The following is a 26,659-nucleotide window of genomic DNA, read 5'->3' as shown; positions in this document are numbered from 1 at the left end:
AACATCGACCGCGGTGGGAGCGCGGGGCAGCAATCGGGCACTTTAGCGGAACAAAACGTAGACAGTTCTGGTCTTTCCCCACCGAATCACTACATTCGGGGCGATGTCCGGCTTTTCCGAAGACATGCCCTTTTTCGACGAACCCAATGCGCGGCCCACGGCCCCGTCGGGCATTGCCGCGCGCGCCATGGCTGCCCGCAGCGGACACAACAACGCGCCCGACTATCTGAAGGGCCTCAACCCGGAGCAGCGGCTAGCGGTTGAAACAACGGAAGGCCCGGTTCTGGTGCTGGCTGGAGCCGGCACCGGCAAGACCCGCGTGCTGACCACGCGCATCGCCCACATCCTCGCCACCGGCAAGGCGTTCCCGTCGCAGATCCTCGCGGTGACCTTCACCAACAAGGCCGCGCGTGAAATGAAGATCCGCATTGGCGTGCTGATCGGCGAAGGCAATGTCGAGGGCATGCCATGGCTCGGCACCTTCCACTCGATTGGAGTGAAGCTGCTTCGCAGACATGCCGAACTCGCCGGTTTGCGCTCCGACTTCACCATCCTCGACACCGACGACGTCGTGCGGCTGATCAAGCAGCTGATCCAGGCCGAGGGTTTGGACGACAAGCGCTGGCCGGCCAAGCAATTCGCCCAGATGATCGACGGCTGGAAGAACAAGGGGCAAGGCCCGGCCGACATCGCCGAGGGCGACGCCCGCGCCTTCGCCAACGGCAAGGGCCGCGAGCTCTACAAGGCCTATCAGGAGAGGCTGAAGACGCTGAACGCCTGCGATTTCGGCGACCTGCTCTGCCACCCGATCCGCATCTTCCGCGCCAATCCGGACGTGCTCAAGGAATACCATAAGCGCTTCAAATACATCCTCGTCGACGAGTACCAGGACACCAACACCGCCCAGTACATGTGGCTGCGGCTTTTGGCGCAGAGGCCCGATTCCGGGCGCGCGTCGACATCGACGGACCTGCGATCGGCCGAAGGCCGCAAGCCCGACCGGGCGTCGGCCGGCCAGGCCGCCCCCGCGGAGGCCAGCGAGCGAAGCGAGCGCGCGGCCGTGAGCGACAACAAAGTAAACATCTGCTGCGTCGGCGACGACGACCAATCCATCTATGGCTGGCGCGGCGCCGAGATCGACAACATCCTGCGCTTCGACAAGGATTTTCCCGGCGCCACCATCATCCGGCTGGAGCGCAACTACCGCTCGACCGCGCACATCCTTGGCGCGGCCTCCCACCTCATCGCCCACAATGAGGGCCGCTTCGGCAAGACGCTGTTCACCGACCGCAACGAGCCGGAGGACGGCAAGGTGCATGTCCACGCCGCTTGGGATTCCGAGGAGGAAGCCCGCGCCGTCGGCGAGACGATCGAGACCTACCAGCGGCAAAAGCACAATCTCAACGACATGGCGATCCTGGTCCGCGCCTCCTTCCAGATGCGCGAGTTCGAGGACCGCTTCGTCACGCTCGGCCTCAACTACCGCGTCATCGGCGGCCCCCGCTTCTACGAGCGCATGGAAATCCGCGATGCGCTCGCCTTCTTCCGCGTCGTCGCCCAAGGCGCCGACGACCTCGCCTTCGAGCGCATCGTCAATGTGCCCAAGCGCGGCCTTGGTGAAGCCACCATCCGCCAGATCCACGACACGGCGCGCGCGCTGCGCATCCCGATGCTGGAAGCCGCCGCCAAGCTCGCCGAAAGCGACGAGTTGAAACCGAAGCCGCGCGCGGCACTGCGCGAGGTCGCGGCCAATTTCGAGCGCTGGCAGAAGGCGCTGGAAACCACGCCGCATACCGAACTCGCCGAGACCATTCTCGAAGAGAGCGGCTACACCGACATGTGGAAGAACGACCGCTCGGTCGAAGCGCCCGGCCGGCTGGAGAACCTGAAAGAGCTGATCCGCTCGATGGAGGAGTACGAATCGCTGCGCTCCTTACTCGAGCATGTCGCACTCGTCATGGACGCTGAGCAGAACGCCGGGCTCGACGCCGTCTCGATCATGACGCTGCATTCGGCCAAGGGCCTCGAATTCGAGACCGTCTTCCTGCCCGGCTGGGAAGAAGGCCTGTTCCCGCATCAGCGCGCGCTGGACGAAGGCGGCCGCTCCGGACTGGAGGAAGAGCGCCGGCTCGCCTATGTCGGCCTGACCCGCGCCAAGAAGAACCTGCATCTGTGGTTCGTCTCCAACCGCCGCATCCACGGCCTGTGGCAGTCGACCATCCCGTCGCGCTTTCTCGACGAACTGCCGGAAGCCCATGTCGAGGTCGCCGAAAGCGGCAACAGCTACGGCGGCTACGGCAATTCCTACGGCGGCGGTTCTTTTGCCTCCGGCCGTGGCGGCCAGGGGGCAGGACGGCAGAACCCCTATGGCGCCTCGCGCTTCGACAATGTCGGCGCCGACACCGAAAAATCCGGCGCCTTCTCCAACACCTATGCGACGCCGGGCTGGCAGCGCGCGCAGGCCAACCGCACCGAGGCGACCGACCGCAACTGGGGCTCGCGCTCCGGCCACCAGGTCGAGCGCATCGGCTATGGCGAAACCGACTCCGGCTACGGCGCCGGCCGCACCTCGGTCAAAGGCCGCACCATCGACGGCGAACTGGTCGCCAAATCCGTCTCCGACACGCCATCCGCCTTCAACGTCGGCGACCGCGTCTTCCACCAGAAATTCGGCAACGGCAACATCTCGGCCATCGAAGGCAACAAGCTGACCATCGACTTCGACAAGGCCGGCCAGAAGCGCGTGCTGGACGGGTTCGTCGCGGCGGTGTGAGCGGTTGCTTGCCCTACAAGCGACCATTCTCTGGCGGAAGCCCCCACCTTCGTCATCCACGGGCGGAGCAGGAGCGAAGCGACGTCGCGGAGACCCGAGGATCCATGCCGCGACCTTCGCCCAGAAATGCAGCGGAGCAGAATTCCACAACCGGAGCGGTACTTTTAAGTCGCGGCATGGATCCTCGGGTCTGCGCCGCGTCGCTACGCTCCTTGCTTCGCCCGTGGATGACGAAATGATGGGCGTCCGCGCAAGGCATGCGGTTCGCCAACGAAACAGCCCTCACCGATACCTTGCCTGGTTCCACTTATGCCCGAGCAGCGACAGGATGATGATCAGGCCGTTGAAGAACTGGACGTAGAAACCGCTGAGGCCCGCCGCGACGACGCCGGTCTGGATGAACGACACGGTGACGGCGCCGATGGCGCCGCCGACCACGGTGCCGATGCCGCCCCAGGTCGGCGTGCCGCCGACGAACACCGAGGCCAGCACCGGCAAGAGATAGCCATCGCCGGCGGTCGGCCACCAGGTGAAGTTGATCATCACCGAGAAGGTGCCGGCGAGCGCCGCACCGATGCCGACGAAGACGAACACTTTCACCCGCACGCGCTTGACGTCGATGCCCATTTGCTGGGCGCTGTCGGGATTGTCGCCCACCACCCTCACCTGCGCGCCGAAGCGATGCCTGTTATAGAGCATCGCCGACAGTACGACGAAGCCGATGGCCCAGAAGATCTGCACCGGAATGCCCAGGAGCTGGCTTGAGAAGATCGTGTAGGCCCAGCTGTCGCTGAGGCTGGTCAGCGCCATCGACTTGCCTTCGTTGATGATCTGGATCAGGCCGCGCAGCAGGAAATTCATGCCGAGCGTGGCGATCAGCGATGACAGTCCGCCATAGACGACCAGCGAGCCTACCAGGAAGCCGAGCAGCATGCCGGTGACGAGCGCCGCGGCGATGCCGAGGAACGGATCGTAGCCGGCCTGCACGACCAGCGCGAAGACCCATGAGGCAAAACCCATTGTTGCCGGAAACGACAGGTCGATCTCACCGCAGGTGACGACGAAGACCAGCGGCACCACCACGAACAGCGCAACGGGGAGCGTCGTCAGCACCGAGCGGTAGAGATACCAGGTGGTGAAGACGGTCGGGTTGGCGATCAGGAACACCGTCATCATGACGATGAACACGGCGAGCGTGCCGAGCGCGGCACGGTTGTCGAGGATGAAGCCGCGCATCCAGTGATCGGATGGGTGTTTCCACTCTTTCTGGGCACTGGGGCGGGGAATGCCGGCGGACGGCTCGTGCAGATCGGGCTCCATGGTCTTGCTCATCGTGCTCTCTGCTCCGCGTCGCCGGCATCGTGCAGCCCGGCCAATCCGCCGGGATGCGCGACCTCTTCCATGAAGTTGATGAGATCTTCGGCCGACTTGACCTCGCTGCGGTCGGTCGTCAGTGCGACCTTGCCGCGGTCGAGCACGACGAAGCGGTCGGCGATGTCGAAGACATGATGGATGTTGTGGCCGATGAACAGGATCGAGCGGCCGCTCGCCCGCACCTGGCGCACGAAATGGAACACCTTGGCGGTTTCGGTCAGCGACAACGCCGTCGTCGGCTCGTCGAGGACGATCAACTCCGCCTGCTTGTAGATGGCGCGGGCGATCGCCACGCCCTGGCGCTCGCCACCCGAAAGCTGGCCGACGATCGACTGCGGCGTGAACACTTTCGAGGTGAAGCCGATCTCGCGCATCAGCCGGCTTGCCTCCTCGATCTCCTTGTTGACCCTGAGAAAGCCCAGGAATCCGGTCAGCTCGCGGCCCATGAAGATGTTGCGAACGATGGTCTGCTGCACGGCCAGCGCCCGGTCCTGGAACACCGTCTCGATGCCGGCCTCGCGGGAACGCGCGGCGCTCCACCCGGTCACCGGCTTGCCGCGCACGAGGATTTCGCCACTGGTCGGCTTGACCACGCCGGAGAGGATCTTGATCAGCGTCGACTTGCCGGCGCCATTGTCGCCGAGCAGGCCGACGACCTCGCCGCGGTCGACGCTGAGATTGACCCCGCCCAGTGCATAGACCTGGCCATAGGATTTGCTGATGTCGCGCAGTTCGATGAGGCGTTCTGCCATCGGATCCTCGCTTTGATTGTCGCTTGCCGGCTTCGTCGCCAGCGGTCCCACCGGCCGGGGCCTGAGATCCCGGCCGGCGGCTTGGGAGGTCAGCGCAGCGCCTGCTTGGCGAGCTCGGCGACGATCTCGTAATTTTCGGGCGTGACGAAGCCGGCGCCGGTGTCGACATTCACCGGCGCCAGCCCCAGCACCACCTGCTGGCAGAGGCTGAGGATCGGCAAATAGCCCTGCAGGAACGGCTGCTGGTCGGCGGTCAATTGCACCCAGCCGCCCTTAAAACCCTCGACGATCTGCGGGCTGGTGTCGAAGCCGAAGTTGAAGATCTCGCCCGCCTTGCGTCCGGCCGCCTGCATGTAGGTCGAGACATTGCCGAGCATCTGCCCGCCGGGATAGCCGACCGCCTTGACGTCGGGATTGTTGAGCAGTGCCGCGGTGATCACCGGAATGGCCAGATTGGGATCGGACGCCCATTCGCCGCTCGGCGGTGAGGACAACTGGATGACCTCGACGCCGGCCTCCTTGAGCGCCGCCACCGTGCCGCGCTCGCGCGCGCCGCGACTTTCGTTTTCGAACGGACCGATCATGATCGCCTTGTCGCCGGCCTTCAGCTTGCCGAGCTTGAACGCCTCGGCGCCGAGCGCGCGGCCCTGCTGTTCCTGCTGGGCGCCGACATAGCCGCCGCCAAATGCCGCCATCACCTTCGGCACCGGCACGTTCTGATACATCATCTTGATGCCGTCCTTGTGCGCCTGTTCGGCGAGCGGCATGATCGACGCGTCGCCCGGATGGCCCATCATGGCGATGCCGTTGGGCTTGACCGCGACGGCCTCGCGCAGTTGCTGCACCATCTTTTCGATGTCCCACTGGGAGAAGATGTAGTCGACCTTCGGCCCGAGATCGGTCTCTGCCTGCTTGGCGCCATTATAGACGATGGTGCCGAAAGCGTCGCCCTCGGCGCCGCCGACGAAGAAGCGGATGTGGACATCCTTGCACCATTTGGCGTCGAGCGCCTGCGCGGGCAAGGTGGAGATCGCAGCGGCAAGCACCGTGGCGGCGGCCACGACGGTCGAGCGCAGAACTGTCCTTCTCATCGTCATGCTCATGCACTTATCCTCCCTTTTTGTCCTCGCAAGCGAGGGGTTTCGACATTCGCTTCGGCAATGCGCGCTACAGACATCCCGGCCGGCTCCTCCCGCCGGCCGATCCTCACATCGGGTTCGGCAGGTAGCTGGCCCCTCCCCGGCATTGCTTGAGATATTCCAGCGCCCGCACCTGGCCGGTGATCTCGAGGTCGCCGCGATAGACCGGGTCGTGCCAGCCTTCGATATCGATGGCCCCCTTGTAGCCGGCCAGTCGCAATTCGCTGATCACCCGGGTCCAGTCGCTGTCGCCGAAACCAGGCGTGCGCATCTGCACGAAGGGCAGCCGGCCGAACACGCCATGCTCGCGGATCACGTCCCAACGCACCGTCGCGTCCTTGCCGTGCACATGGAAGATGCGCGGCGCCCATTTGCGGATCTGCGGCATCGGATCGATCAGATAGACGAGCTGGTGGCAGGGCTCCCATTCGAGGCCCAGATTGTCGTCCGGCACTTCGTTGAACATCATCTCCCAGGCGTCCGGATTGTGGGCGATATTCCAGTCGCCGGCGGCCCAGTTGCCGTCCATGGCGCAGTTCTCGAAGGCGATGCGGACGCCCTTGTCGGCGGCGCGCTTGGCCAGCGGTCCCCAGACCTCCTTGAAGCGCGGCAGGCTGTCCGGCAGAGGTTTGCCGCGCAGGCGGCCGGTGAAGCCGCTGACCATCGAGGTGCCGAACAGATGCGCGTTGTCGATCACCGTCTCCCAGGCCTTGAGCACGCCGCGGTCGACCTCGCCGTCTTCCAGCGGATTGCCGAACACGCCGAGCGAGGACACGGTGACGTCGGCATCGCCGATCGCCTCGCGGATCTGGCCGGCGAGAAGCGGCAGGTCCTTGCCGCCAAGCGTCTGCCAGAAGAAGGGTTGGATGCTCTCGAAGCCGAGCGGCAGGATCTGTTTGACGTAAGCCGCCGGGTCGTCGAGATTGGCCCGCACCATGGTGCCGATCCGGATGTCGAGAAGCGGGTTCGGCGTCATTGTGCGTCCTCTGCGATTGTCACGCGGCGGCCGGTCTCGGCGCTTTCGATGGCGCCGAAAACCATGGCCAGGCTCTTGATGTTGTCGGCGCCGCGCGTTTCCGGCTCGGTGCCGGTCTCGATGGCGTCCACGAAATCCTGGAGAATGCCGAGATGGCCGCCGACGCGATCGGACGCATCGAGCGGCGGCACCGCGATCGGCTGGGTTTTGTCGAACATTCCGTCGCGGCCCGGCATCACTGCTTCTGCCCTCAGGTCGTCATGACCGTCCCAGATGAGGCTGCCGCGCTCGGCGACGATGCGCCATGTACTTTCCCAACTGGTGCGGAAGCCGGCGGCGCACCAGCTGCCGGCATAGGTGAAGACCTTGCCGCGGCCGAGATCGAAGACGGCGCTGGCCGACGATCCCTGCCGGTACCAGGAATTGGCCGGCTCCCATTCCTGGCAATAGACATTGGCCGGCTCGCCGGCGACCATGTAGCGGGCGGCGTCGAAGGTGTGGATCGCCATGTCGAGCAGCAGCACATGCGCCATCTCCTCGCGAAAGCCGCCGAAATGCGGCGCGACGAAGAAGTCGGCGTGGATGCTGGTCGGCGTACCAATGGCGCCGGAATCCAGGAACCTGCGGATGCGCCTGACATCGGCGACATAGCGGCGGTTCTGCACGACCGCATGGATGCGCGCGGCGCGGCGCGCGGCCTCGACGATGGCGCGCGCATTTTCCCGACTGTCGGCGAGCGGCTTTTCCGTCAGCAGATGGCAATTGTGGGCAAAAGCGGAAAAAGCGACTTCGCGCCGGGCGGCTGGAACCACCACGTCGAACACCGCTTGCGGTTTGGTCTGGTCGAGCACGGCGTCGAGATTGCTGCCGATGACGGCATTGGTGAGATCGTATTCGCGCGCCCTCGCCCGTGCCCTCTCGGCATCGATATCCACGAGGCCGACAAGGGTGAGCCCGTGTATCTGCCTGATGGCATCGAGCCAGGCCTTGCTCATCGCTCCGCAGCCGACCAGGACGACATCGATCATCCAGCGCTCCTCCTCCGCTCGGTCCCTCCAGACCGATCGTCACGGCATTCACGGCAGGACCGTAAACGTTTTTCCGTAAACGTTTACGAGAACACACCCGAAGGCGTAGAATGTCAATTGGCCGTTGGCGAAAATCGTCCTGTCGCCTTGGCCTCAGCGGCCACCGGTGCTAGCCAAGCAAGGGGAGTACAGTCACTTGGCATCCAGCATTCACGACCTTGCCCGTCACCTGAACATTTCGATCGGCACGGTGTCGCGAGCGCTGAACGGCCGCGCCGACGTCAATGCCGACACGCGCCAGCGCGTGCTCGAGGCGGCCAGGACGCTCAACTATTCGCCGAACCAGTCCGGCCGCAGCCTGAGGCAAGGCGCCACCCATTCGATCGCCTTCATGCTGCAGCCGCATCCCGGTGACCAGCAATATGGCGAGCCGTTCTTCATTCCATTCCTGATCGGGCTGCAGGCCAGGCTTGCCGAAAGCGGGCTCGACCTGACCGTGGTCATGGGGGCGCCGGGCGACTACCAGCAGGAGCGCCTGCGCCGTGTCGTCGAAACGCGCCGCGCCGACGCGGTGCTGCTGGCCTGGACGCGGCGCGAGGACGAGCGCATCGACTATCTCACGCAAGCCGGCTTTCCCTTCGCCACGCTCGGCCGCAGTCGCTCCGGGGCCAAGTCCTATCCTTCCCTCGACCTCGATTTCGAGAAGGCCGGCGCCGACGCCGTCGACCGCCTGGTGGCGCGCGGCCACCGCCGCATCGCAGCCGTCCGTCCGTCGCTCGACCTCAACTTCGGCTATTTGTTCCTGGCCGGCTACCGCAAGGCCCTAAAGCGGCACGGCATCGAGATCGACCCCGAGCTGATCGCCTCCGGCTTCATCAACGAGGCCGGCGGCTACGAGGTGACGCCTCAGGTGATGCGCTCCAAGGCCCCGCCGACCGCCATCATCTTCAACAATGACGCAATGGCGCTGGGCGGCTGCAAGGCGCTGGCCGAGATGGGCATCAGGCCGGGTCAAGACATGGCGGTGACCGTCATCGTCGACACGCCGCTCTGCCGCTATTTTTCCCCGGCGCTGACCGCCTTCCGCCCGGCGCTGGAGCCAATGGGACAACGCCTCGCCGAAATGCTGCTGGCGTCGCTTCCCGCCTTCGCCGGCCCGGAGGGGCCGCGGATCATCCGCGAGGTCTGGCCGCTGGAGCTGGTCGCACGCGACAGCGATTGATGGTGGCAGCAGGACCGCCGATGTCGTCCTCCCCTCAAACAGCACACCGGTGCCGCAGTGCACCGGCCGCAACCTTGAATGCGCGGGAGGCGCTGTAGGCTCCGGATCGCGCCACAACCAGGGCGATCAGCGAGAGCCGGCCTTAAGACACCGGCGCCGCTCCGCCCTCTGCCGTGCGCCGCGCGATAAACTCATCCAGCACGCCGGCGGTGGCGGCAGCCGTTGCCGGCGGCGCGAAATCGGCAAGCACCCGCCTCCAGACACCGGTGGCGCGCTCGCTCGCCGTCTTCGAGCCGCTCTGCGTCCAGTTGCCGAAATTCGACCAGTCGGCCACCAGCGGTTCGTAGAAGGCGGTGCGGTAGCGCGCCATGGTGTGGCCGGCCGAGAAGAAGTGGCCGCCCGGCTGCACCTCGGCGATCGCCTCGAAGCCGATCGTATCGGTGTCGCCGGGCGTCGCGGCACAAAGTTCAGCCACCGTCTGCAGCGCCTCGATGTCGGTGATCAGCTTCTCGAAGGAGACACTGAGGCCGCCCTCCAGCCAGCCGGCGGCATGGATGCACATCGTCGCCCCAGCCAGCACCGAACCCCACAGCGCGAACTGCGTCTCGTGCGCGGCCTGCGCGTCGGAGATGTTGGCCGCACTGCCGCCGCCGGACCGCCACGGCAGCCCGGTGAAGCGCGCCAGCTGGCCGGCGCCCAGCGTCGCCTTGACATGCTCGGGCGTACCGAAGGCTGGCGCGCCGGATTTCATGTCGACATTGGAGGAGAACGAGCCATAGACGACCGGCGCACCCGGCCGCACGAGCTGCGCCAGCGTCAGCCCGGCCAGCGCTTCGGCGTGCTGCAGCGTCAACGCGCCGGCCACCGTGATCGGCGCCATGGCGCCTGCCAGGCAGAACGGCGTGATGACGGAGATTTGGCCCGCGCGGGCGAAATCGATGATGCCTTGCGCCATCGGGGTGTCGAGCTGGCGCGGCGAGTTGGTGTTGATGACGGTGTAGCAATATGCATTTGCCAGAAACTCGTCCTGCGACAGGCCGCGCGCCAGCCGCAGCATCTCGAACCCGTCCTCGACCTGCGGCGTACCGCGCGCGAAGACGAATGGAAACTTGTCCGACAGCGTCAGCTGCGCGCGGTTGACGGCATAGTGGCGAAAGCGGTTGTCGACATCCTGCGGTTCGATGCAGGGCCCCAGCATATGCAGCACGTCGAAATGCTGCACCAGCCGCATGAGATCCTCGAAATCCCCCAGTGTTCCCGGCCGCCGGCCGCGCTCGAGATCGGTGACGTTCGGTGCTCCGCTCCCGGCCAGGAAGGTCATCGAGCCGAGCTCCAGCATCAGATCGCGGGCGCGCGAACCGGCATGAGCGTGGATCGATCTCGGCGCCGAGGCGAGTGCCGCCGTCACCATGTCGCGCCCGATGCGCACCATGTCGGTGTCCGGATCGACCAGGGCGCCGGCATTGGCGAAAAGCTCACGCGCCTGCGGCAGCAGCACCTTGATGCCGAGCTCTTCCAGCACGCGCAACGCCGTGTCATGGATGGCGACGACCTGATCATCCGAGAAGATCGGCTGCGGCAGGAACGGATTCTTCAGCGAATGATAATTGGGCCGGCGGCTGCTTTCGCTGCCTGCCTCGCCCGTGCGTCCACGCCGGCGCTCGCGCCTGCTGTCCCGTGCCGCGTCATCGACCATGGTGTATTCTCCTCATTGCCGCATCGCCTTGCCCTCGGGATCGTAGGGCGAGGCCGCGATGACGCGTGCCGGCCGCTTGACGCCTACAATGTGCACCGAAAGCGCCGTCCCCTCCTCGGCAAAATCGTCGTCCACCAACGCCAGTGCGACGCTCTTGCCGATCGTGTAACCAAATCCGCCCGAGGTGACGAAACCGACGCGCCGACTGTCATGCCAGACCGGCTCGAAACCGCTGGCATCGGCATCAATAGCGTCGATCTCCAGCGTCACGATCCGCTGCGAGGCACCGGCGTCGCGCTCCTTCAACGCCGCTTCGCGGCCGATGAAGTCACCCTTGCCGAAAGCGATGAACCGGTCGAGACCGGTCTGGCCCGGCGTGTAGCCTTGCGTGAATTCGCGCGACCAGATGCCAAAGCTCTTCTCCAGCCGCAGCGCATTGAGCGCATAGTAGCCGATTTCGGCAAGGCCCAGATCCTCGCCAGCGCCCAGCAGCGTGTCGCGCAGAGTGGCATGCATGGTCACGGGGCAACTGATTTCGAAGCCGAGTTCGCCTGATATCGACAGCCGCGCCACACGTGCCTGCACCATGCCGATATCAAATGCGCCGCAGGCCATGAACGGCAGCGCTGCGCCGGAAACATCCTGATGCGTCGTTCGCTCCAGTATTTTGCGCGCGTTCGGCCCCGTCAGCAGAAAGCCGCTCATCGTGTCGGAAAGGTCGTCGACGGTGACGCCTTCAGCCGCATGGCTCTCGAACCAGCGCATGTGGAATTCCCGGAGATAGTAGGAGCCCATCAGCCAATAGCTGCCGCCGCCCCAGTTGAAGACGGTGAGGTCGCCCTTCAGCCGTCCGTCAAGACCGAGCATCGGCGCCAGGCCGGCCCGCCCCGGCTTCGGCAGCCTGCAGGCGAGCAGCCGGTCGAGCCAGGCTTCCGCACCTGGCCCCGCCACCGCATAGCGCGAATAGGCCGAGATATCGACGAGACCGGCGGCGCGCCGCACCTGCAGCGCCTCGTCGCCGACGATGTCGAAGGCGTTGGAGCGCCGCAGCGTCGTGTTCTCGGCAAATCCCATCGGCGCGAAATAGGCCGGGATTTCCAGCCCCCAGGAAGCCGTCCATTCGCATCCCGCGGCCGTCATGCCGTCATAGGCACCGGGGCGTTTCAGCGGCCGGCCGGCGGGCAGCCGTTCATTGGGAAAGGTCATGACGAAGCGGCGCGAATAGAACTGGCGCGTGGTCTGCTTGAGATATTCCCGGTTGGCGGCGAAGGCGCCGTAGCGGGCGATGTCCATGCCAAAAATGTCGGCCTGCGGTTCGCCGTAAATCATCCATTCGGCCAGCGACTTGCCGACGCCGCCGCCCTGGCTGAAACCGGCCATGACGCCGCAGGCGACCCAGTAATTCTTCAGCCCCCGCACCGGCCCGACAATCGGATTGCCGTCCGGGGTGAAGGTGAAGGCACCGTTGACCCATTTGCGGATGCCGGCAGTCGCCAGGCAGGGGAAGCGCTCATGCGCCTTGGCGAGTTCCGGGCTGATGCGATCGATGTCTTCCGGGATCAGCTCGATGCCGTAGTCCCATGGCGCACCATCCATGTTCCAGTGCTTCGGATTCTGCTCGTAAACGCCCAGCAGCACGCCCTTGCGCTCCTGCCGGAGATACGAAAAGCCATCGAGATCGACGGCGATGCCGATTTCCCTGTCCAGCGCCGCGATCTCGGGAATGTCCTCAGTGATGAAATAATGGTGCTCCATCGGCGTCACCGGCAGGTCGACGCCGGCCATGCGGCCGAGCTGCTTTGCCCACAGCCCGCCGGCATTGACGACATGCTCGGCGATGATGGTGCCCTGCTCCGTGATGACATCCCAGCGACCGTCGGCGCGCGGCTTCAACTCGACGACCCGGTTGCGCAGGATGATGTCGGCGCCGCGCTTCTTCGCAGCACCCGCATAGGCATGCGTCGTGCCGTACGGGTCGAGATGGCCTTCGTTGGAATCATGCAGCCCGCCAAGCACACCGGTGACGTCGACGATCGGGCAGATCGTCTTGATCTCATCGGGCGTTACCAACCTAGCGGTCTCGATGCCGACCGACTGGAACACCGCCCAGGCCGATTTCAGCCACTCCCAGCGCGCGGGATCGCTGGCGATGTTGACGCCGCCCGTCATGTGCAGGCCGATATCCCAGCCGGATTCGGCCTCGATCTCCCGGTAGAGATTGATGGTGTAGTCCTGCAGCGCCGCCACGTTGGGATCCGCGTTGAGCGAATGGAAGCCTGCCGCCGCGTGCCACGTCGAACCGGCCGTCAGTTCGGCGCGCTCGATCAGCGCCACATCCCTCCAGCCGAACCGCGTCAGGTGATAGAGCACCGAGGCTCCAACCACGCCACCTCCGATGACGACTGCGCGGTAGTGCGACTTCAAGGCTTCCCCTCCACGGTTAGTCCGAAGGCTGGAGCATATATTTACTGGACATAAGTGTCTAGTGCCGCGCGCGCGCATCGTTTTTCGTCGACCGCCGGCATGCACCGCGCGCTGTCACGTAAGCATCATGTTCGCGCCGTAGACCGCGTTTCGGGGAGGCCTGCGCGGCATCATCGATGTCGCGCCTCGCGGCACATCCGTCACAAAGAGGATTATCCATGAAACACCTGTACCGAACCGCGTCGCTCGGCGTCGCGCTGGCCTTGTTCACCGCCTTGACGCCGGCGCTCGCCGACAGCACCGCGACCGTCGGCGGCCTCGTCAACAAGGGGCTGGTCGGTGTCGGCCGCATCCCGGCCGCTCAGCGCGACAAGTTCGGCGAGACCTTCGGCTCGGGCTCCGGCATGGCGATCGACACATCAGGCTGGACGCACGGCGCCGATGGTTACAAGGGTTCGCTCTGGCTGCTGCCCGACCGCGGCTACAATGTCGTCGGCACCACCGACTACCGGCCGCGCCTCAACACCATCGGCATAGAATTCATGCCGACCGCATTGGGTGCCGCACCCGCTGCCGGCCAGGAGCAGACGGGCGTCAAGGCGACGCTCGCCGACACCATGCTGCTCACCGACGACAAGGGCGCTGATGCCACCGGCCTCGACCCGCTCAACGGCGTGCGCGCGGCAAGCGGCGACATGCCGATCCTGCCGCAAGCCGACAATGGCAAGCTGGCGCTCGACAACGAGGCGATCGTGCGGCTGCCCGATGGTTCGATGTTCATCTCCGACGAATACGGCCCGAACATCTATCGGTTTTCCGCCGACGGGCATCTGCTGTCGGCAACCCAGCCACCGGCCGCCCTCGTGCCGATGCGCCACGGCACGCCGAACTTCGCCTCGGACAATCCGGGACCCGGTGCCGCCGAGCCCGATCCGAAGGATCCCGAAACCGGCCGCCAGAACAACCAAGGCCTCGAAGGCATGGCAATGACGCCAGACGGCAAGTTCCTGATCGCCGTGCTGCAGTCGGCGCCCCGGCAGGACGGCGGCGATTCGCCCGCCACGCGCCAGAACACCCGCGCCCTCGTCTACGACGCATCCGACCTCGGCCATCTCAAGCTGGCGCATGAGTATGTCGTGCCGCTGCCGGTGTTCAAGGATGCCAAGGGCAAGACCAAGGTCGCCGCGCAGAGCGAGATCGTGGCACTGTCGGATCAGACTTTCCTGATGCTGGCGCGCGACAGCGGCAACGGCCAGGGGCTGAAGGGCGACACCTCGCTTGTGCGCCAGATCTTCGTCGTCGACGTCTCGGTCGCGACCGACATCGCCGGCGGCGCCTTCGACGCCGCTGACAAGCCGGTCGCCCCCAAGGGCGTCGTCGACCCATCGGTGACACCGGCCAAGCTGACGCCATTCATCGACATCAACGACAGTGCCGAGCTCGGCCGCTTCGGCCTGCACAATGGCGCGCCCAACGACCAGGATAACCTGTCCGAGAAGTGGGAGGCGATGTCAGTGGTCAGCGTTCTGGATCCGAAGCTGCCCGACGACTACTTCCTGTTCGTCGCCAACGACAACGACTTCCTCGCCCAGGACGGTTTTCAGGTCGGCGCGCCCTACAAGGCCGAAGACGGCGCCAATGTCGACACCATGTTCCTGGTCTATCAGGTCACGCTGCCGGGTCTGACCAAGAAGTAACCACCACTGCCCGGGCGGGCGCGCTTGGCGCGTCCGCTGGGGCTCGCGGCTGGGCATGAACGGGGCAGCGGCCTTTCAACCGTGCGGCGCGTTCGCAAGGGTGCATCTCGGTCCCGCCTGCGATATCATCGTGGACTGGATCCAAATCACCATCCGCCGAGCTGCCCGCCATGGACGAAAAAATGCCCGCGCGCCGGCGCACCGGCGACCTGACCAGCGGCCCGATCCCGCGCACGCTTCTGCTGTTCGCCCTGCCGGTGCTCGGCTCCAACGTGCTGCAGTCGCTCAACGGTTCGATCAACGCCGTCTGGGTCGGCCGTTTCCTCGGCGAATCGGCGCTGACCGCCACCTCCAACGCCAACCTCGTCCTGTTCCTGATCCTCGGCACTGTGTTCGGCATCGGCATGGCGGCCACCATTCTGGTGGCCCAGTCGGTCGGTGCCCGCGACCTGCCCGAGGCGCGCCGCATCGTCGGCACCAGCGCGACGTTCTTCTTCCTCGTCTCGGTTGTCTTCGCGGTCTGCGGCTGGATCTGGGTCGACGCCATTCTCAACACGCTCGGCACACCGGCCGATGCCTTGCCGCTGGCGCGCTCCTATCTGCGCATCATCTTCGTCGCCGTGCCGATGATGAACCTTCTGTCCTTCGTCATGACCGTGCTGCGCGGTGCCGGCGATTCACGCACGCCCTTCTTCTTCATGGCGCTGGCCGTCGTCCTCGACATCGTGCTCAACCCATTGCTCATCGCCGGCATCGGGCCGTTTCCCGAACTCGGTATCGCCGGCTCCGCCACGTCGACGCTGATCGGCCAGACGGTAAGCGTGATCGCCATCCTGATCGTGCTCTATGTGCGCAAGCATCCGCTGCGGCTGGCCGGCGCCAACCTCGCTCTGCTGCGGCCCGATCCCACCTTGCTGCGCATCGTCGTCTTCAAGGGCGTGCCGATGGGTCTGCAGATGATCGTCATCTCCGCGGCTGCATTGACAGTGATGGGCATGGTCAACTCCAACGGCTCGCAGGTCGCGGCCGCTTACGGCATCGCCGCCCAACTGTGGACCTACATCCAGATGCCGGCGCTCGCCATCGGCGCCGCGGTGTCCTCGATGGCGGCACAAAATGTCGGCGCCGGGCGCTGGGACCGGATCGGCCGCATCGCCGCCTCCGGCGTCGGCTTCAACCTGGTCCTGACCGGCGCGCTGGTTGCCGTGCTGTCGGTTTTCGACCGTTCGGTGCTGAGCCTGTTCCTGAGCAGCGATAGTGCTGCGATCGACATCGCCGTCCACATCAACAATGTCGCCTCGTGGTCGTTCATCCTGTTCGGCATAACCATCGTGCTGTTTGCCACCGTACGAGCCACGGGTGCCGTGATGCCGCCGCTGATCATCCTGGTCATTTCGGTGCTGATCGTGCGCACCGGCTTTGCCTATTTCATGCGTGGCGTGATCGGCGAGGAAGCGCTGTGGTGGAGTTTCCCGGTGGGTTCGATCAGCTCGCTTGTACTGGCCTCTGCCTACTACCGTTTCGGCCGCTGGCGCACCACGCACATGATCGAGAACAGACCGGCAGCCGGCGAGCCGCCGGACACCGGTCTTGGCGTGCCACGCGGACGCGCGCATCTTTCGCCTGAAACACCGAACGGCTGAAGCCAACCCGGTTCCGCTGGACAGCTCCAGGGCTCAACGCCCGTGTTGTTTCAGCTCAAAAGCCAGTGCCACCAACGCAAACGCCACGATCACGCCGGCGAATGCCAGGCTGGCGGCGATGGGACTGGCATAGGTCGAAACGATGCCAATGCCGATGACGGGCAAGGCGTTGCCGACAAAGCAGCAGATGAAGAAGCTGGACACCACTTCGGCGCGACGAGCCTTCGGCGCGATCTCGTTCACTACTTGCAGCCCGCCACGGTAACCAAGCGCCGCCGCAACGCCGCAACAGGCCGTCGCAGCAACCATCAGTGCCATCGAGGCCAGTATCTGCGCCGCCACCACCAACGAGACGCTTGGGATCATCAATGCCAGCGCAGCCAGCATCGCTTTGTTGCTCTTCATGTGCATCAGAACGACAATGCTGATCGCGGTGACGATCGCCAGTTCGAAGAACAGCGCGCCGGCGACGGCGTGGTTGGTCACATGCAGTTGCTGCGCCAGGATGCTCGGCGCCAACGCGGCGTAGAACCCGACCAGCGCCATCGCGCCGAAGCCGGTCACCGCCGGCGCGACGAAGCGCGCACGGATTTCCTCCGGGACGGAAAGTTGCGGCCGCAAGGAAAGCCGCCGCAGGCCGCCCGGCTTCGCCATCGTTTCGCGAGTGCGCCAGACCAGGACCGTTACCACCAAAAGTGCTGCCAGATAGACGATGAAGATCAGCCGCAACGGCCATGGCTCATATTCAGCCAGAAGTCCCGAAATCAGTGCGCCGAAGCCGAGGCCGAGGAAATTGGTGCTGGTGGCGATCACACTGGCGCGCGACTTGTCCGCGCCGGGAAGAAGCTCGGCAATCCACGCGGTTCCGGTCCCCGCGCCGACGCCGATGCCAAGCCCGCTCAGGATGCGGGCGACGTCGAGCGAGACGACGTTTCCGGCAAACAGGAAGACAAGCGCACTGACGATGGCGACAAGCATCGCCGCCAGGCTCGCGGGCCGGCGCCCGACGACATCGGACACCCCGCCGAACATCACCAATGCCGCCAGATTGCCGACGACATACACGGCGTAGATCAGCGTCAGGGTGATTTGTGAAAAGCCGAATTGCTGCTTGTACACGATATAGAGCGGCGTCAGCACCGTGCTGCCGGCAAACAGCACCGCAATCATCGCGGCGACGGTGGGGATTGCAAGAGCGTCGCCACCTGCTCCTTCGTGCGTATGCGCAAAATTGCGAATGGCCATGGCCAACCTCGTCACCAATTTCGGGGATCGAGGATTTAACGCGGTTTCATCCACGACGTTCCAGCCGACAGGGAGGCTCCTGACAGCACCGTGGACATTGCTTGAGCGGGATATCTGCCGGCTGAACAGGCTCGGATCGGGGCCAGCGGCTCCGATCCGTCATCTATCGCTCAACCGGTCGGCCTCACCTGCAGGGGAAGCCGGGCGCGATCTTGCACTTGCCGGGGCGCGGCTTGTGCGGCGGGCGATGGTGCGGAGGACGGTGCGGCCTGTGCTGCCAGTGCGGCCGATGCGGCGGGCGCACGATGATGATCGGCGGGCGAACGATTTGGGAGCGTTCGAGATAACCGGCGCTGGCCCAGCCGCTCACGCCGCCGCCGTGGATTCTACACCAGCCCGGCTGGCAGCCGGTGACATTGACCCTGAAGCCGGCGGGCAGCGTTCCCACCCTGGCGTATCCCGCTCCCGGCCCGCTGCGGACGTTGAGGTTGGTCGAGGTGTGGGCGCTGTAGGCGAAGGCCGCGGCCGACGTCCCGAAGACCGCGGCCAGGATGGTCGCGACCACAAGCAGAAAACGAAATCTCATCAGTCCCCTCCATTCGAATCCCAGCCGTACATCTGCTTCGGCCAAGACTGCCCTGCAAGAGGAGCGGCCAAGCCAAGAAAAGTCAACGGTGGGCGGCCGTAATCGTCCTGACCAGCGGGACTGATGCCGGATTTTCCTTGGACATGGTTGAGGAATTCCCCGGTTGCCATTTATTGGCTCCCCAACATCCGCTAGCGTTTACTCTCTCTTTCGACAATTCATCGCGGGCAAAGGTGGGATCCATGGGCAAAGGCAGGGTCGAGGCATTCACCGATGGTGTCGTGGCCATCATCATCACCATCATGGTGCTTGAGTTGAAAGTGCCGCACGGCGAGGACTTCTCCGCCCTGGTGCCGTTGTGGCCGATCTTCTTCTGCTACGTGCTGTCCTTCATCAATGTCGGCATCTACTGGAACAACCTGCACAACATGTTCCACGCCGTGCAGCGGGTCGACGGGCGCGTGCTGTGGGCCAACCTCAATCTGCTGTTCTGGCTGTCGCTGATGCCGGTGACCACAGCCTTCATGGGCGAGAACCACTTTGCGCCGGTGCCGGTCGCGGTCTATGGCACCGACCTCGCGCTATGCGCCATCGCCTACACCATACTCGCCGCCGCGCTGCATCGCCTGCACGGCAATGATACCGCTTTTGCCAAGGCGCTGGGTACTGACCGCAAGGGGAAGCTCTCCCTGGCTGTCTACATCGCAGCCGTCGTGCTGACCTTCGTCAGCCAGTGGATCGGCGTCGCGCTCTATGTGCTGGTCGCGATGATATGGCTCGTACCGGATACGCGCTTTGCGCGGGTGATTGAAAAGTAGCTGTCTTCACGCATTTTCAAGGCAAAGCGTTGCACGTCTTTCCCAGAGTTGCGCTACTTGCGCATCGCTTTCAGTTTTTCCGCCACCGATGCGGCAAGGTCGGCATAGCGCTCCTCCAGCCGTTCCGCGGCCTTGATGATCGAGAAATCATGGCCGAACTTTTCCAGCGCCATGCGCAGCTTCTCGACGAACTCGGCTTGTTTCTCCAGGGCGGAAAAGAGCGTCTTCACCTGCGTTTCGCTGATGTCGGGATTGGCCAGCATCTGCGGCACCTCGCGGCCCATCTGGTCGCCAATGGCGGTCTGTTCTTTCAGGATTGCAACCCAGGCCGTCAATCAGGAAATCTCCGTTTGTCCCCAGGGCTAAAGTTTGTTTTGTCCCCAGGGCAAAATCTCTTTTGCGGAGGCAAAGGGCAACATGCGCAGCCTCGACCGAACTGGTCAACCCGACAAGGCGAGCAGAGGCTTGCACCGACCGGTTCCGGCGCTAAGTTCGGCGCATCGAACAAGGAACCCATCGCTCATGATCACCGACGCCGAGATCCAGACCGCCCTGCCCGCGCTTGCCCCAGGCAATGCCGCCGTGATCACCGGCGCCGCCAGCGGCATCGGTCTGGCGGCCGCCAAGCGGCTTGCACTGATGGGCATGAAGATCGTGCTGGCCGACATTGGCGGCGCGCGGCTTGACGACGCCTCGCGCGCCGTTTCTGCGATTGCCGGCGACGATGCCGTGCTTGCCGTCGCCGCCGACGTTTCGAAGGCGGATGAGGTGGACCGCCTCGCCGAGAGGGCGTTCGGCGCCTTCGACGGCGTGTCGCTGCTGATGAACAATGCCGGCGTCGGCGACAATCCCGGAAAGCCATGGGAAAACCGCGACGCCTGGAAACGGCTGCTGGACATCAATTTCTGGGGCGTCGTGCATGGCGTGGAGGCCTTCGCGCCGCGCATGCTGGCCTCGGCCGGGCCGGGTCTGATCGTCAACACCGGCTCCAAGCAAGGCATCACCACGCCGCCCGGCAATCTTGCCTACAATGTCTCCAAGGCAGGGGTGAAAACCTTCACCGAGGGCCTGGCGCATGCGTTACGCAACGAACCCGGCGCCCATGTCGCTGCCCATCTGCTGATCCCCGGCTTCACCTTTACCGGCCTGACCGAGGGCGCGACGGAAAAACCGGCCGGCGCCTGGACCGGCGAACAGGTTGTGGATTTCATGCTGGAATCCCTGACCAGAGGCGATTTCTACATCCTGTGCCCGGACAATGAGGCGGCCCGCCCGCTGGATGAAAAGCGCATGGCCTGGGCGATCGGCGATATCATTGAGAACCGCCCAGCCCTGTCGCGCTGGCATCCGGACCACAAGGACAGTTTCGCGGCGTTCATGAAGGGCTGATTTTCAGGCCGCCTGCTTTTTCGACCCGCGCTTTTTCGCCACAACCTTCTTCGCCGCCATGTCGGCGATCTGTTCGTCATGCCGCTTTGCAGCACGCTCGCATTTGGCGCGGATTTCCTCGACTTCGGATTCGGTCAGATGCTCGATGCCGATGAAGTGGTTGTGGCCCTTGCCGACCCGGATCAGTTCGTCGAGCTTGGCCTGGATCGCCGCGCCGTCGCGGTTCTGAGTGTTCTGGATCAGGAAGACCATCAGGAAGGTGATGATGGTCGTGCCCGTGTTGATGACGAGCTGCCAGGTGTCCGAAAAGCCGAAGAACGGACCGCTCACCGCCCAGACGATGACGATCAGGCAACAGAGGGCGAATGTCGGCGGCAGGCCGGCTATGCGGGCGACCCAGTTGGCGACCTTGGTGAAATGCTTTTCCATCTATCGAAATCCTCAACGCTGCGGCGCGATGAGAACAATCAGCGACCGTTTCAGGTTCCCGATGCAAGCAAATACCTCAGGTACAATTGCCTACACGCATAGGGAGAATAGCCTGGAAAACACGCCTTATGGGTTCAATGTCACAATGACCCTGCAGGCGAGAGTGCCTGTTCCTTCCGCTTCACAGCGGTTCAACTCCAGCCCCTTCCGCTGCGCCACCCCCGCATGGCGGAAGGGGTTTCAGTCCGGCGGGCCTTGAAGCGCGTCGCCCGACTCCGTCTCAACGCTACGCACTTGAACTGGTCAGACGGCGTCGTTTTCCCAGCGGTCGAGGAACGCTTCGATCGGCATTGCCTGCATGTCGGGAACCGCTCTGGCGAGCTTTTCGACCGGCCAGTCCCACCAGGCGAGAGCTTCGATCCGCGCCGCCATATCCGGAGCGAAGCGTGGCCGGAGTGCCTTCGCCGGCACGCCGGCGACGATCGCATAGGACGGCACGTCACGCGTCACCACGGCGTTGGCGCCGATGACGGCACCGTTGCCGATGGCGACCCCAGGCATGATCACCGCGCCGTGGCCGATCCAGACATCATGGCCGATGGTCACCGCTTTCGCCCGCCGCCGCTCGCGGAAGGCGGCATCGACGCCCAGCCAGCGAAAATACTCGTTCGGCCGGTAGCTGAGCTTGTGCTGGGTCAGCCGCTCTATGGGATGCTCCAGCGCATTGATGCGGCTGTTGGCGGCGATCGAGCAGAATTTCCCGATCGTCGTGTAGATCGCTTCACAGTGGCGTTCAAAATAAGAGAAGTCGCCGACATTCACCTCGCGCAGCACCACTCGCTCGCCGATCGAGGCATAGCGACCGAGCTTGCACGCCTTCAGCTCCGCGGTCGGATGGATGCGTGGCTCGGGGTCTTTCGGGACGAGGTTTTCGGAACGGTCCATGCCGGCGGCTTTACCCCCGAGCGATTGGTCCCGCAAGCGGGACTAATCGTCCGAAGGTCGGCCGCCTGTTACGGCTTGCCTTTGCTCCACACCACGTTCTGGCCGTAGAGCGGCACGGTGGTGACCGACATTTTGGCCGAGCCGTTCTGCACCTGGCGCGAATGCGAGAGATAGATCAGCGTCTCATTGGGCTTGTCGTAGATGCGGTTCACCACCTGCTTCTTCCAGATCAGGCTGATGCCTTGCTTGAACACCTCCTCGCCGCCCTCGCTCATGTCGATGTCACCGATGGTGATCGGACCGGTCTGGCGGCAGGAGATCGAGGAATCGGACGGATCCTCGAACCAGTTGCCCTTGTGCAGGCGATCGATGATGCCGCGATCGAAATAGGAGACATGGCAGGTCACGCCTTCCACTTTCGGATCCTTGATCGCCTCGACGATGATGTCGTTGCCAAGCCAGTCGACGCCGACCTTGCCGACTTCCTCGGCGACAGCAGCACCGGCGCCTAGGACAACGCACGCGGCCAACGCGCCGCCGATCAGTTTTCGCCCAATCAGTCGTCGCCCAATCAGTCGTCGCAAACTAGCCTCCTGCGGTTCGAGTTGCCGGTCACAGGTGGGGCGAGCAGCCCGGCTTTGCAAGCAGATAGGTCAACACCACTGCGGTTGCGGCAACGCGGCACTTTGCCTGTGCGAGGCCGAACCGCTAAGACTGTCGCACAGGCGCGGCATTGAGCCGGCGCGGCGATTTCTGCAGACGGACTTTTGATGATGATGCGTTCTATCCTGGTCGGCATTCTCGTCCTGATGGCGGCCGGCATCGGCTGGCTGACCTTCGACTGGTACCGCGGCCACTATGGCGGCGAACCTTTCGGTGCCGCCTTCACCCTGGTCGACCAGAAAGGCACGCCGATCACCGAAGCCGCCTTCAGGGGGCAGCCCAGCGTCGTCTTCTTCGGCTTCACCCATTGCCCCGAGGTCTGCCCGACCACGCTGTTCGAACTGGCCGGCTGGCTGAAGACGCTCGGCGACGACGGCAAGAACCTGCACGCCTATTTCGTCTCGGTCGATCCCGAGCGCGACACGCCGGAAGTGATGAACGCCTATGTCAGCAATTTCTCCGACCGCATCGTCGGCATCACGGGCGCTCCGGACAAGGTCCATGCCATGGCCAAGTCGTTCGGCATCTACTGGAAGAAGGTCGACACCGGCGACGGCGACTACACGATGGACCACACCGCCTCGGTGCTGCTGCTCAACGCCAATGGCGACTTTGCCGGCACCATCGCCTACGGCGAAAGCGCCGATACGGCCATCGCCAAGCTGAAGCGGCTGGCGGCGAAAGGCTGATTACCATTTCATGACCCAGACGCGCCTTTACTTCACCACCGGAAAGACCGAGTCCGTCAGCATTTTCGCGGCGCTCGAGGCGGCCTTCGAGGAAGAAGGGCTGCCTATCGCCGTCCTGGAGGTCGACGAGGACAAGGACATCCACGAAGTGTCGCTCTATGCCGATGGCGACGTCGATGCGGTCGAGACCCGCTTGAAGGACATCCTTGCCGGCCTTTCCCTGTCGAAGCCGATCGAGCGCGAGGCCCTGCCCGACATCGACTGGGTGGCGCATTCGCTGGAAGAGCTGAAGCCGGTGCGTGCCGGCCGTTTCTTCGTCCACGGCGCGCATGACCGCAGGAAACGCCACAGCGGCGAACTCGCCATCGAGATCGAGGCCGGCCTCGCCTTCGGCACCGGTCACCACGGCACCACAGCCGGCTGCTTGGAAATGCTTGAAAGAGTGGTTCGGCGCGAGCATCCGCGCAATGCGCTCGACCTCGGCACCGGCAGTGCGGTGCTGGCGATCGCCGTCGCCAAGCTGGCGCATATTCCTGTGCTGGCCACCGACATCGATCCGGTGGCGGTGCGGGTGGCTGCCGCCAATGCGCGGCTCAACCACGTCAAGGCACTGGTGGAAACAGCAACCGCGCCTGGTTTTCACCATCCGATCTTCGGCAAGCGCGCGCCCTTCGATCTCATCGTCGCCAACATATTGGCACGGCCGCTGATGCGGCTGGCGCCGCAAATGGCTGGTCACATCGCACTTGGCGGTTCGATCGTGCTGTCGGGTATCCTCGAGCGCCAGCGGGACGCCGTCATCTCGGCCTATGTCGGCCAGAATTTTCGCCACGTGCGCACCTTGCACCGCGAAGGCTGGGTGACGATCCATCTGAAGCATTGAGGCATGCAGGCCGGCAACGACCGAGCTTGGACCAAGTTCCACCGGTTGTCAGCCAAGCGATGCTGTAGCAGGTTGCGCCCAGCCGGAAATCGATTCCGATTTCCGCGACCTTACGCTACGGTTGCGCTGATCGCAGGAGGCCCACAATGTTCCAGACCTTCGATTCCGCGGGCGACCCGGCCGTCGGCAAACCGCGTGTGGCGTTGCTGCGCCAATGGCTTGAAGCCAACGGGCTGGACGGCTTCATCGTGCCGCGTGCCGACGAGCATCAGGGCGAGTATGTCGCCGACCGCTCGGCGCGGCTGAAATGGCTGACCGGCTTCAGCGGCTCGGCCGGTGTCGCCATCGTCCTGCGCGATCGCGTCTTCGTCTTTGTCGACGGGCGCTACACGCTGCAGGTGCGCAGCGAGGTCGATCTCGATGTCTTTTCGATCGAAAGCCTGGTCGACAATCCCCCGGCTGTCTGGCTCAAAGACAATCTTGGCAAGGGCGCACGGCTCGGCTTCGATCCATGGCTGCACACGATCAGCGAGGTCAAGGCGCTGCAGGCCTCGGCCGACAAATCAGGTGCGGTGCTGGTGCCGCTCGACAAGAACCCGATCGACATCATCTGGAAGGAACAGCCCGACGCGCCGGTGGCTCCCGTCGAGCTTCACCCGATCGGCTTTGCCGGCGAGCTTGCCAAGGACAAGCTGGCGCGGCTGGCGGCGGCGATCGCAAAGGAAGGCGCCACCCATGCCGTGCTGACCGACTCCTCCTCCATCGCCTGGGCCTTAAACATCCGTGGCGGTGACGTGCCGCACACGCCGCTGGCGCTCGGCTTCGCCATCCTCGCCGCCGATGGGTCGCACCAGCTTTTCATGGATAAGCGCAAGTTCTCGCGCCAGGTCGCGGCCTACCTCACCCAGCTCGCCGAGCCGCATGAGCCCGGCGAATTCGAAGCGGCGATTGCGGCACTTGCCAAGAGTGGCGCAAAAATCGCGCTCGATCCGGTGCTGGCGGCCGACAGGCTGCGCATGCTGGTCGAGGCCAATTGCGGCACCGTGATCGCCGCAGCCGACCCCGCGCGCATCCCGCGCGCCACCAAGAACCAGGCCGAAATCAACGGCTCGCGCGCCGCGCATCGGCGTGACGGTGCCGCCGTGGCGAAGCTTCTGTGCTGGCTGGAGCGGCAAAAACCCGGATCGCTCGACGAGATATCGGTGGTCACCCGGCTGGAGGAACAGCGCCGGCAGACCGGCGAGGAAACGCAGATGCCGCTGCGCGATGTCTCCTTCGACACCATTTCGGGCGCCGGCCCGAACGGCGCCATCATGCATTATCGCGTATCTCGCGCCACCAGCCGCAAGCTGCAGGCCGGCGAGCTGTTCCTGCTCGATTCCGGCGCGCAGTATCAGGACGGCACCACCGACATCACCCGCACCGTGCCTATCGGCGAGCCGACGCAGGAGATGCGCGAACGCTTCACCCTGGTGCTGAAAGGCATGATCGGCATTTCCACCTTGCGCTTTCCCGCCGGCACGCGCGGCTCCGAGATCGATGCCGTCGCGCGCATGGCGCTGTGGAAGCACGGCTGCGACTTCGCCCACGGCACCGGCCATGGCGTCGGCTCGTATCTGGCCGTGCATGAAGGGCCGCAGCGTATCGCCCGCACCGGCACCGAAAAGCTGCTCGAAGGCATGATGCTGTCCAACGAGCCGGGCTACTACAAGGAAGGCGCCTACGGCATCCGCATCGAGAACCTGATCCTGGTGACGCCGGCGCAAGAGATCGAGGGCGGCGATATCGCCATGCACGGCTTCGAGACGCTGACGCTGGCGCCGATCGACACAAGACTGGTGCAGTCGGACCTCCTGACGCGCGACGAGTTGCACTGGCTGGACACGTACCATGCGCGCGTGCTGACCGAGATCGGCCCGATGCTCGACGGCGAAACGCTGGCCTGGCTGGAGAAGGCGACAGCGCCGCTGCCGCACGACGCGAAGATTTGAGGTGAGCTTCTTTCTCCCGTTTACGGCAGGACTATCGCGTATGGATTCTTGAGATGGCTGCCCGGCACGGACCCCCACCCCTAACCCCTCCCCACAAGGGGAGGGAGACTTCCGTTGGCGCTGACCCAGGAGAATCGCCTGTCTTTTCGGCGCCAAGAAGAATTAAAGGCACGCGGCAGCGTTCCCTCCCCCTTGTGGGGAGGGTTAGGGTGGGGGTTCTTCTTCGCAAGAATCCATACGTGACAGCCCGGCCGTTTACGGGGAGAAGTGCCCGGCAGGGCAATAAAGGCGGCGCTA

Annotated in this window: 22 protein-coding genes; 9 read left to right on the top strand and 13 right to left on the bottom strand. The window is 64.6% G+C overall.

Features of this window, described 5'->3' with window-relative positions; translation table 11 throughout:
* Positions 1–103 precede the first annotated feature (103 nt).
* The gene (locus tag NKJ11_RS28350) at positions 104–2,773 is read left to right on the top strand and encodes an ATP-dependent helicase (protein WP_352794801.1); all 2,670 of its coding nucleotides are present in this window, start codon (positions 104–106) and stop codon (positions 2,771–2,773) included.
* Positions 2,774–3,055: 282 nt separating this feature from the next.
* Here the strand turns inward: NKJ11_RS28350 and NKJ11_RS28345 are convergent, their stop codons facing one another.
* The 5 genes from NKJ11_RS28345 to NKJ11_RS28325 all read right to left on the bottom strand — a co-directional run bounded on the left by NKJ11_RS28345 (position 3,056) and on the right by NKJ11_RS28325 (position 8,042).
* Positions 3,056–4,105: an ABC transporter permease gene (locus tag NKJ11_RS28345; RefSeq protein ID WP_128303519.1), complete on the bottom strand. Its 1,050-nt coding sequence runs from the start codon at positions 4,103–4,105 to the stop codon at positions 3,056–3,058.
* The gene (locus NKJ11_RS28340) at positions 4,102–4,899 is read right to left on the bottom strand and encodes an ATP-binding cassette domain-containing protein (RefSeq protein ID WP_023813110.1); all 798 of its coding nucleotides are present in this window, start codon (positions 4,897–4,899) and stop codon (positions 4,102–4,104) included. The genes NKJ11_RS28345 and NKJ11_RS28340 overlap by 4 nt, the downstream gene beginning before the upstream one ends.
* Before the next feature lie 89 nt (positions 4,900–4,988).
* Positions 4,989–6,002 (bottom strand): substrate-binding domain-containing protein, encoded by a 1,014-nt coding sequence (locus tag NKJ11_RS28335; RefSeq protein WP_128303518.1) that lies wholly within the window; start codon positions 6,000–6,002, stop codon positions 4,989–4,991.
* A gap of 103 nt (positions 6,003–6,105) precedes the next feature.
* A complete protein-coding gene (locus NKJ11_RS28330; RefSeq protein ID WP_128303517.1) occupies positions 6,106–7,014 on the bottom strand; it encodes a sugar phosphate isomerase/epimerase family protein in 909 nt (302 codons plus the stop codon).
* Complete coding sequence (locus NKJ11_RS28325) at positions 7,011–8,042, bottom strand: Gfo/Idh/MocA family protein (RefSeq protein ID WP_128303516.1); 1,032 nt, start codon at positions 8,040–8,042, stop codon at positions 7,011–7,013. The genes NKJ11_RS28330 and NKJ11_RS28325 overlap by 4 nt, the downstream gene beginning before the upstream one ends.
* Before the next feature lie 196 nt (positions 8,043–8,238).
* Between NKJ11_RS28325 and NKJ11_RS28320 the strand changes: the two genes are divergently transcribed.
* Positions 8,239–9,264: a LacI family DNA-binding transcriptional regulator gene (locus NKJ11_RS28320; RefSeq protein ID WP_128303515.1), complete on the top strand. Its 1,026-nt coding sequence runs from the start codon at positions 8,239–8,241 to the stop codon at positions 9,262–9,264.
* A 142-nt stretch (positions 9,265–9,406) separates the two neighbouring features.
* Here NKJ11_RS28320 and NKJ11_RS28315 read toward each other — a convergent pair whose 3' ends face one another.
* Both NKJ11_RS28315 and NKJ11_RS28310 read right to left on the bottom strand, forming a co-directional pair.
* Positions 9,407–10,960 (bottom strand): trimethylamine methyltransferase family protein, encoded by a 1,554-nt coding sequence (locus NKJ11_RS28315; protein WP_352794800.1) that lies wholly within the window; start codon positions 10,958–10,960, stop codon positions 9,407–9,409.
* A gap of 12 nt (positions 10,961–10,972) precedes the next feature.
* Positions 10,973–13,384 carry a GcvT family protein gene (locus tag NKJ11_RS28310; protein WP_352794799.1) on the bottom strand — a complete coding sequence of 804 codons (2,412 nt, stop codon included), beginning with the start codon at positions 13,382–13,384 and terminating at the stop codon, positions 10,973–10,975.
* 218 nt (positions 13,385–13,602) lie between these two features.
* Here NKJ11_RS28310 and NKJ11_RS28305 point away from each other — a divergent pair, with 218 nt between their 5' ends.
* Both NKJ11_RS28305 and NKJ11_RS28300 read left to right on the top strand, forming a co-directional pair.
* Positions 13,603–15,081, top strand: coding sequence for an esterase-like activity of phytase family protein (locus NKJ11_RS28305; RefSeq protein WP_352794798.1), 1,479 nt, complete (start codon positions 13,603–13,605; stop codon positions 15,079–15,081).
* Positions 15,082–15,251: 170 nt separating this feature from the next.
* Positions 15,252–16,724, top strand: a complete 1,473-nt coding sequence (locus tag NKJ11_RS28300) for an MATE family efflux transporter (RefSeq protein ID WP_502905821.1) — start codon at positions 15,252–15,254, stop codon at positions 16,722–16,724.
* A gap of 33 nt (positions 16,725–16,757) precedes the next feature.
* On the opposite strand, the gene NKJ11_RS28295 is transcribed toward NKJ11_RS28300, so the two are convergent.
* Together NKJ11_RS28295 and NKJ11_RS28290 are read right to left on the bottom strand one after the other, a co-directional pair.
* Positions 16,758–17,969 (bottom strand): MFS transporter, encoded by a 1,212-nt coding sequence (locus tag NKJ11_RS28295; RefSeq protein WP_352794796.1) that lies wholly within the window; start codon positions 17,967–17,969, stop codon positions 16,758–16,760.
* Between the two features lie 184 nt (positions 17,970–18,153).
* Positions 18,154–18,555: an SH3 domain-containing protein gene (locus NKJ11_RS28290; RefSeq protein ID WP_023813119.1), complete on the bottom strand. Its 402-nt coding sequence runs from the start codon at positions 18,553–18,555 to the stop codon at positions 18,154–18,156.
* A gap of 242 nt (positions 18,556–18,797) precedes the next feature.
* Between NKJ11_RS28290 and NKJ11_RS28285 the strand changes: the two genes are divergently transcribed.
* Positions 18,798–19,373 (top strand): TMEM175 family protein, encoded by a 576-nt coding sequence (locus NKJ11_RS28285; protein ID WP_127293041.1) that lies wholly within the window; start codon positions 18,798–18,800, stop codon positions 19,371–19,373.
* A 53-nt stretch (positions 19,374–19,426) separates the two neighbouring features.
* Here the strand turns inward: NKJ11_RS28285 and NKJ11_RS28280 are convergent, their stop codons facing one another.
* Positions 19,427–19,708 carry a hypothetical protein gene (locus NKJ11_RS28280; protein ID WP_352794795.1) on the bottom strand — a complete coding sequence of 94 codons (282 nt, stop codon included), beginning with the start codon at positions 19,706–19,708 and terminating at the stop codon, positions 19,427–19,429.
* Positions 19,709–19,895: 187 nt separating this feature from the next.
* On the opposite strand from NKJ11_RS28280, the gene NKJ11_RS28275 reads away from it, so the two are divergent.
* Positions 19,896–20,762, top strand: coding sequence for an SDR family NAD(P)-dependent oxidoreductase (locus NKJ11_RS28275; RefSeq protein WP_352442249.1), 867 nt, complete (start codon positions 19,896–19,898; stop codon positions 20,760–20,762).
* 3 nt (positions 20,763–20,765) lie between these two features.
* Here the strand turns inward: NKJ11_RS28275 and NKJ11_RS28270 are convergent, their stop codons facing one another.
* The 3 genes from NKJ11_RS28270 to NKJ11_RS28260 form a co-directional block, all read right to left on the bottom strand.
* On the bottom strand, positions 20,766–21,191 hold the full coding sequence (locus NKJ11_RS28270) for a low affinity iron permease family protein (RefSeq protein ID WP_127320442.1): 426 nt from the start codon (positions 21,189–21,191) through the stop codon (positions 20,766–20,768).
* 303 nt (positions 21,192–21,494) lie between these two features.
* Complete coding sequence (locus tag NKJ11_RS28265) at positions 21,495–22,136, bottom strand: transferase hexapeptide repeat family protein (protein ID WP_023813124.1); 642 nt, start codon at positions 22,134–22,136, stop codon at positions 21,495–21,497.
* 68 nt (positions 22,137–22,204) lie between these two features.
* Positions 22,205–22,720, bottom strand: coding sequence for a CreA family protein (locus tag NKJ11_RS28260; protein ID WP_031213595.1), 516 nt, complete (start codon positions 22,718–22,720; stop codon positions 22,205–22,207).
* A gap of 189 nt (positions 22,721–22,909) precedes the next feature.
* Here NKJ11_RS28260 and NKJ11_RS28255 point away from each other — a divergent pair, with 189 nt between their 5' ends.
* The 3 genes from NKJ11_RS28255 to NKJ11_RS28245 all read left to right on the top strand — a co-directional run bounded on the left by NKJ11_RS28255 (position 22,910) and on the right by NKJ11_RS28245 (position 26,362).
* Positions 22,910–23,488 carry an SCO family protein gene (locus NKJ11_RS28255; protein WP_128303538.1) on the top strand — a complete coding sequence of 193 codons (579 nt, stop codon included), beginning with the start codon at positions 22,910–22,912 and terminating at the stop codon, positions 23,486–23,488.
* A 10-nt stretch (positions 23,489–23,498) separates the two neighbouring features.
* A complete protein-coding gene (locus tag NKJ11_RS28250) occupies positions 23,499–24,371 on the top strand; it encodes a 50S ribosomal protein L11 methyltransferase (protein WP_352794794.1) in 873 nt (290 codons plus the stop codon).
* 146 nt (positions 24,372–24,517) lie between these two features.
* A complete protein-coding gene (locus NKJ11_RS28245; RefSeq protein ID WP_352794793.1) occupies positions 24,518–26,362 on the top strand; it encodes an aminopeptidase P family protein in 1,845 nt (614 codons plus the stop codon).
* Positions 26,363–26,659 lie beyond the last annotated feature (297 nt).

Origin of the sequence: Mesorhizobium sp. M0243, from assembly GCF_040321775.1 — a bacterium.
Lineage (GTDB): Bacteria > Pseudomonadota > Alphaproteobacteria > Rhizobiales > Rhizobiaceae > Mesorhizobium.
Note: the sequence above shows the minus strand (reverse complement) of the source record. Positions and strands in the feature narration are given on the sequence as shown.

Coding starts and splice junctions, on each gene's coding strand:
- NKJ11_RS28350 (WP_352794801.1), top strand. CDS start 104: ATGTCCGGCTTTTCCGAAGACATGCCCTTTTTCGACGAACCCAATGCG.
- NKJ11_RS28345 (WP_128303519.1), bottom strand. CDS start 4,105: ATGAGCAAGACCATGGAGCCCGATCTGCACGAGCCGTCCGCCGGCATT.
- NKJ11_RS28340 (WP_023813110.1), bottom strand. CDS start 4,899: ATGGCAGAACGCCTCATCGAACTGCGCGACATCAGCAAATCCTATGGC.
- NKJ11_RS28335 (WP_128303518.1), bottom strand. CDS start 6,002: ATGAGCATGACGATGAGAAGGACAGTTCTGCGCTCGACCGTCGTGGCC.
- NKJ11_RS28330 (WP_128303517.1), bottom strand. CDS start 7,014: ATGACGCCGAACCCGCTTCTCGACATCCGGATCGGCACCATGGTGCGG.
- NKJ11_RS28325 (WP_128303516.1), bottom strand. CDS start 8,042: ATGATCGATGTCGTCCTGGTCGGCTGCGGAGCGATGAGCAAGGCCTGG.
- NKJ11_RS28315 (WP_352794800.1), bottom strand. CDS start 10,960: ATGGTCGATGACGCGGCACGGGACAGCAGGCGCGAGCGCCGGCGTGGA.
- NKJ11_RS28305 (WP_352794798.1), top strand. CDS start 13,603: ATGAAACACCTGTACCGAACCGCGTCGCTCGGCGTCGCGCTGGCCTTG.
- NKJ11_RS28300 (WP_502905821.1), top strand. CDS start 15,252: ATGGACGAAAAAATGCCCGCGCGCCGGCGCACCGGCGACCTGACCAGC.
- NKJ11_RS28295 (WP_352794796.1), bottom strand. CDS start 17,969: ATGGCCATTCGCAATTTTGCGCATACGCACGAAGGAGCAGGTGGCGAC.
- NKJ11_RS28290 (WP_023813119.1), bottom strand. CDS start 18,555: ATGAGATTTCGTTTTCTGCTTGTGGTCGCGACCATCCTGGCCGCGGTC.
- NKJ11_RS28285 (WP_127293041.1), top strand. CDS start 18,798: ATGGGCAAAGGCAGGGTCGAGGCATTCACCGATGGTGTCGTGGCCATC.
- NKJ11_RS28275 (WP_352442249.1), top strand. CDS start 19,896: ATGATCACCGACGCCGAGATCCAGACCGCCCTGCCCGCGCTTGCCCCA.
- NKJ11_RS28270 (WP_127320442.1), bottom strand. CDS start 21,191: ATGGAAAAGCATTTCACCAAGGTCGCCAACTGGGTCGCCCGCATAGCC.
- NKJ11_RS28265 (WP_023813124.1), bottom strand. CDS start 22,136: ATGGACCGTTCCGAAAACCTCGTCCCGAAAGACCCCGAGCCACGCATC.
- NKJ11_RS28255 (WP_128303538.1), top strand. CDS start 22,910: ATGATGCGTTCTATCCTGGTCGGCATTCTCGTCCTGATGGCGGCCGGC.
- NKJ11_RS28250 (WP_352794794.1), top strand. CDS start 23,499: ATGACCCAGACGCGCCTTTACTTCACCACCGGAAAGACCGAGTCCGTC.
- NKJ11_RS28245 (WP_352794793.1), top strand. CDS start 24,518: ATGTTCCAGACCTTCGATTCCGCGGGCGACCCGGCCGTCGGCAAACCG.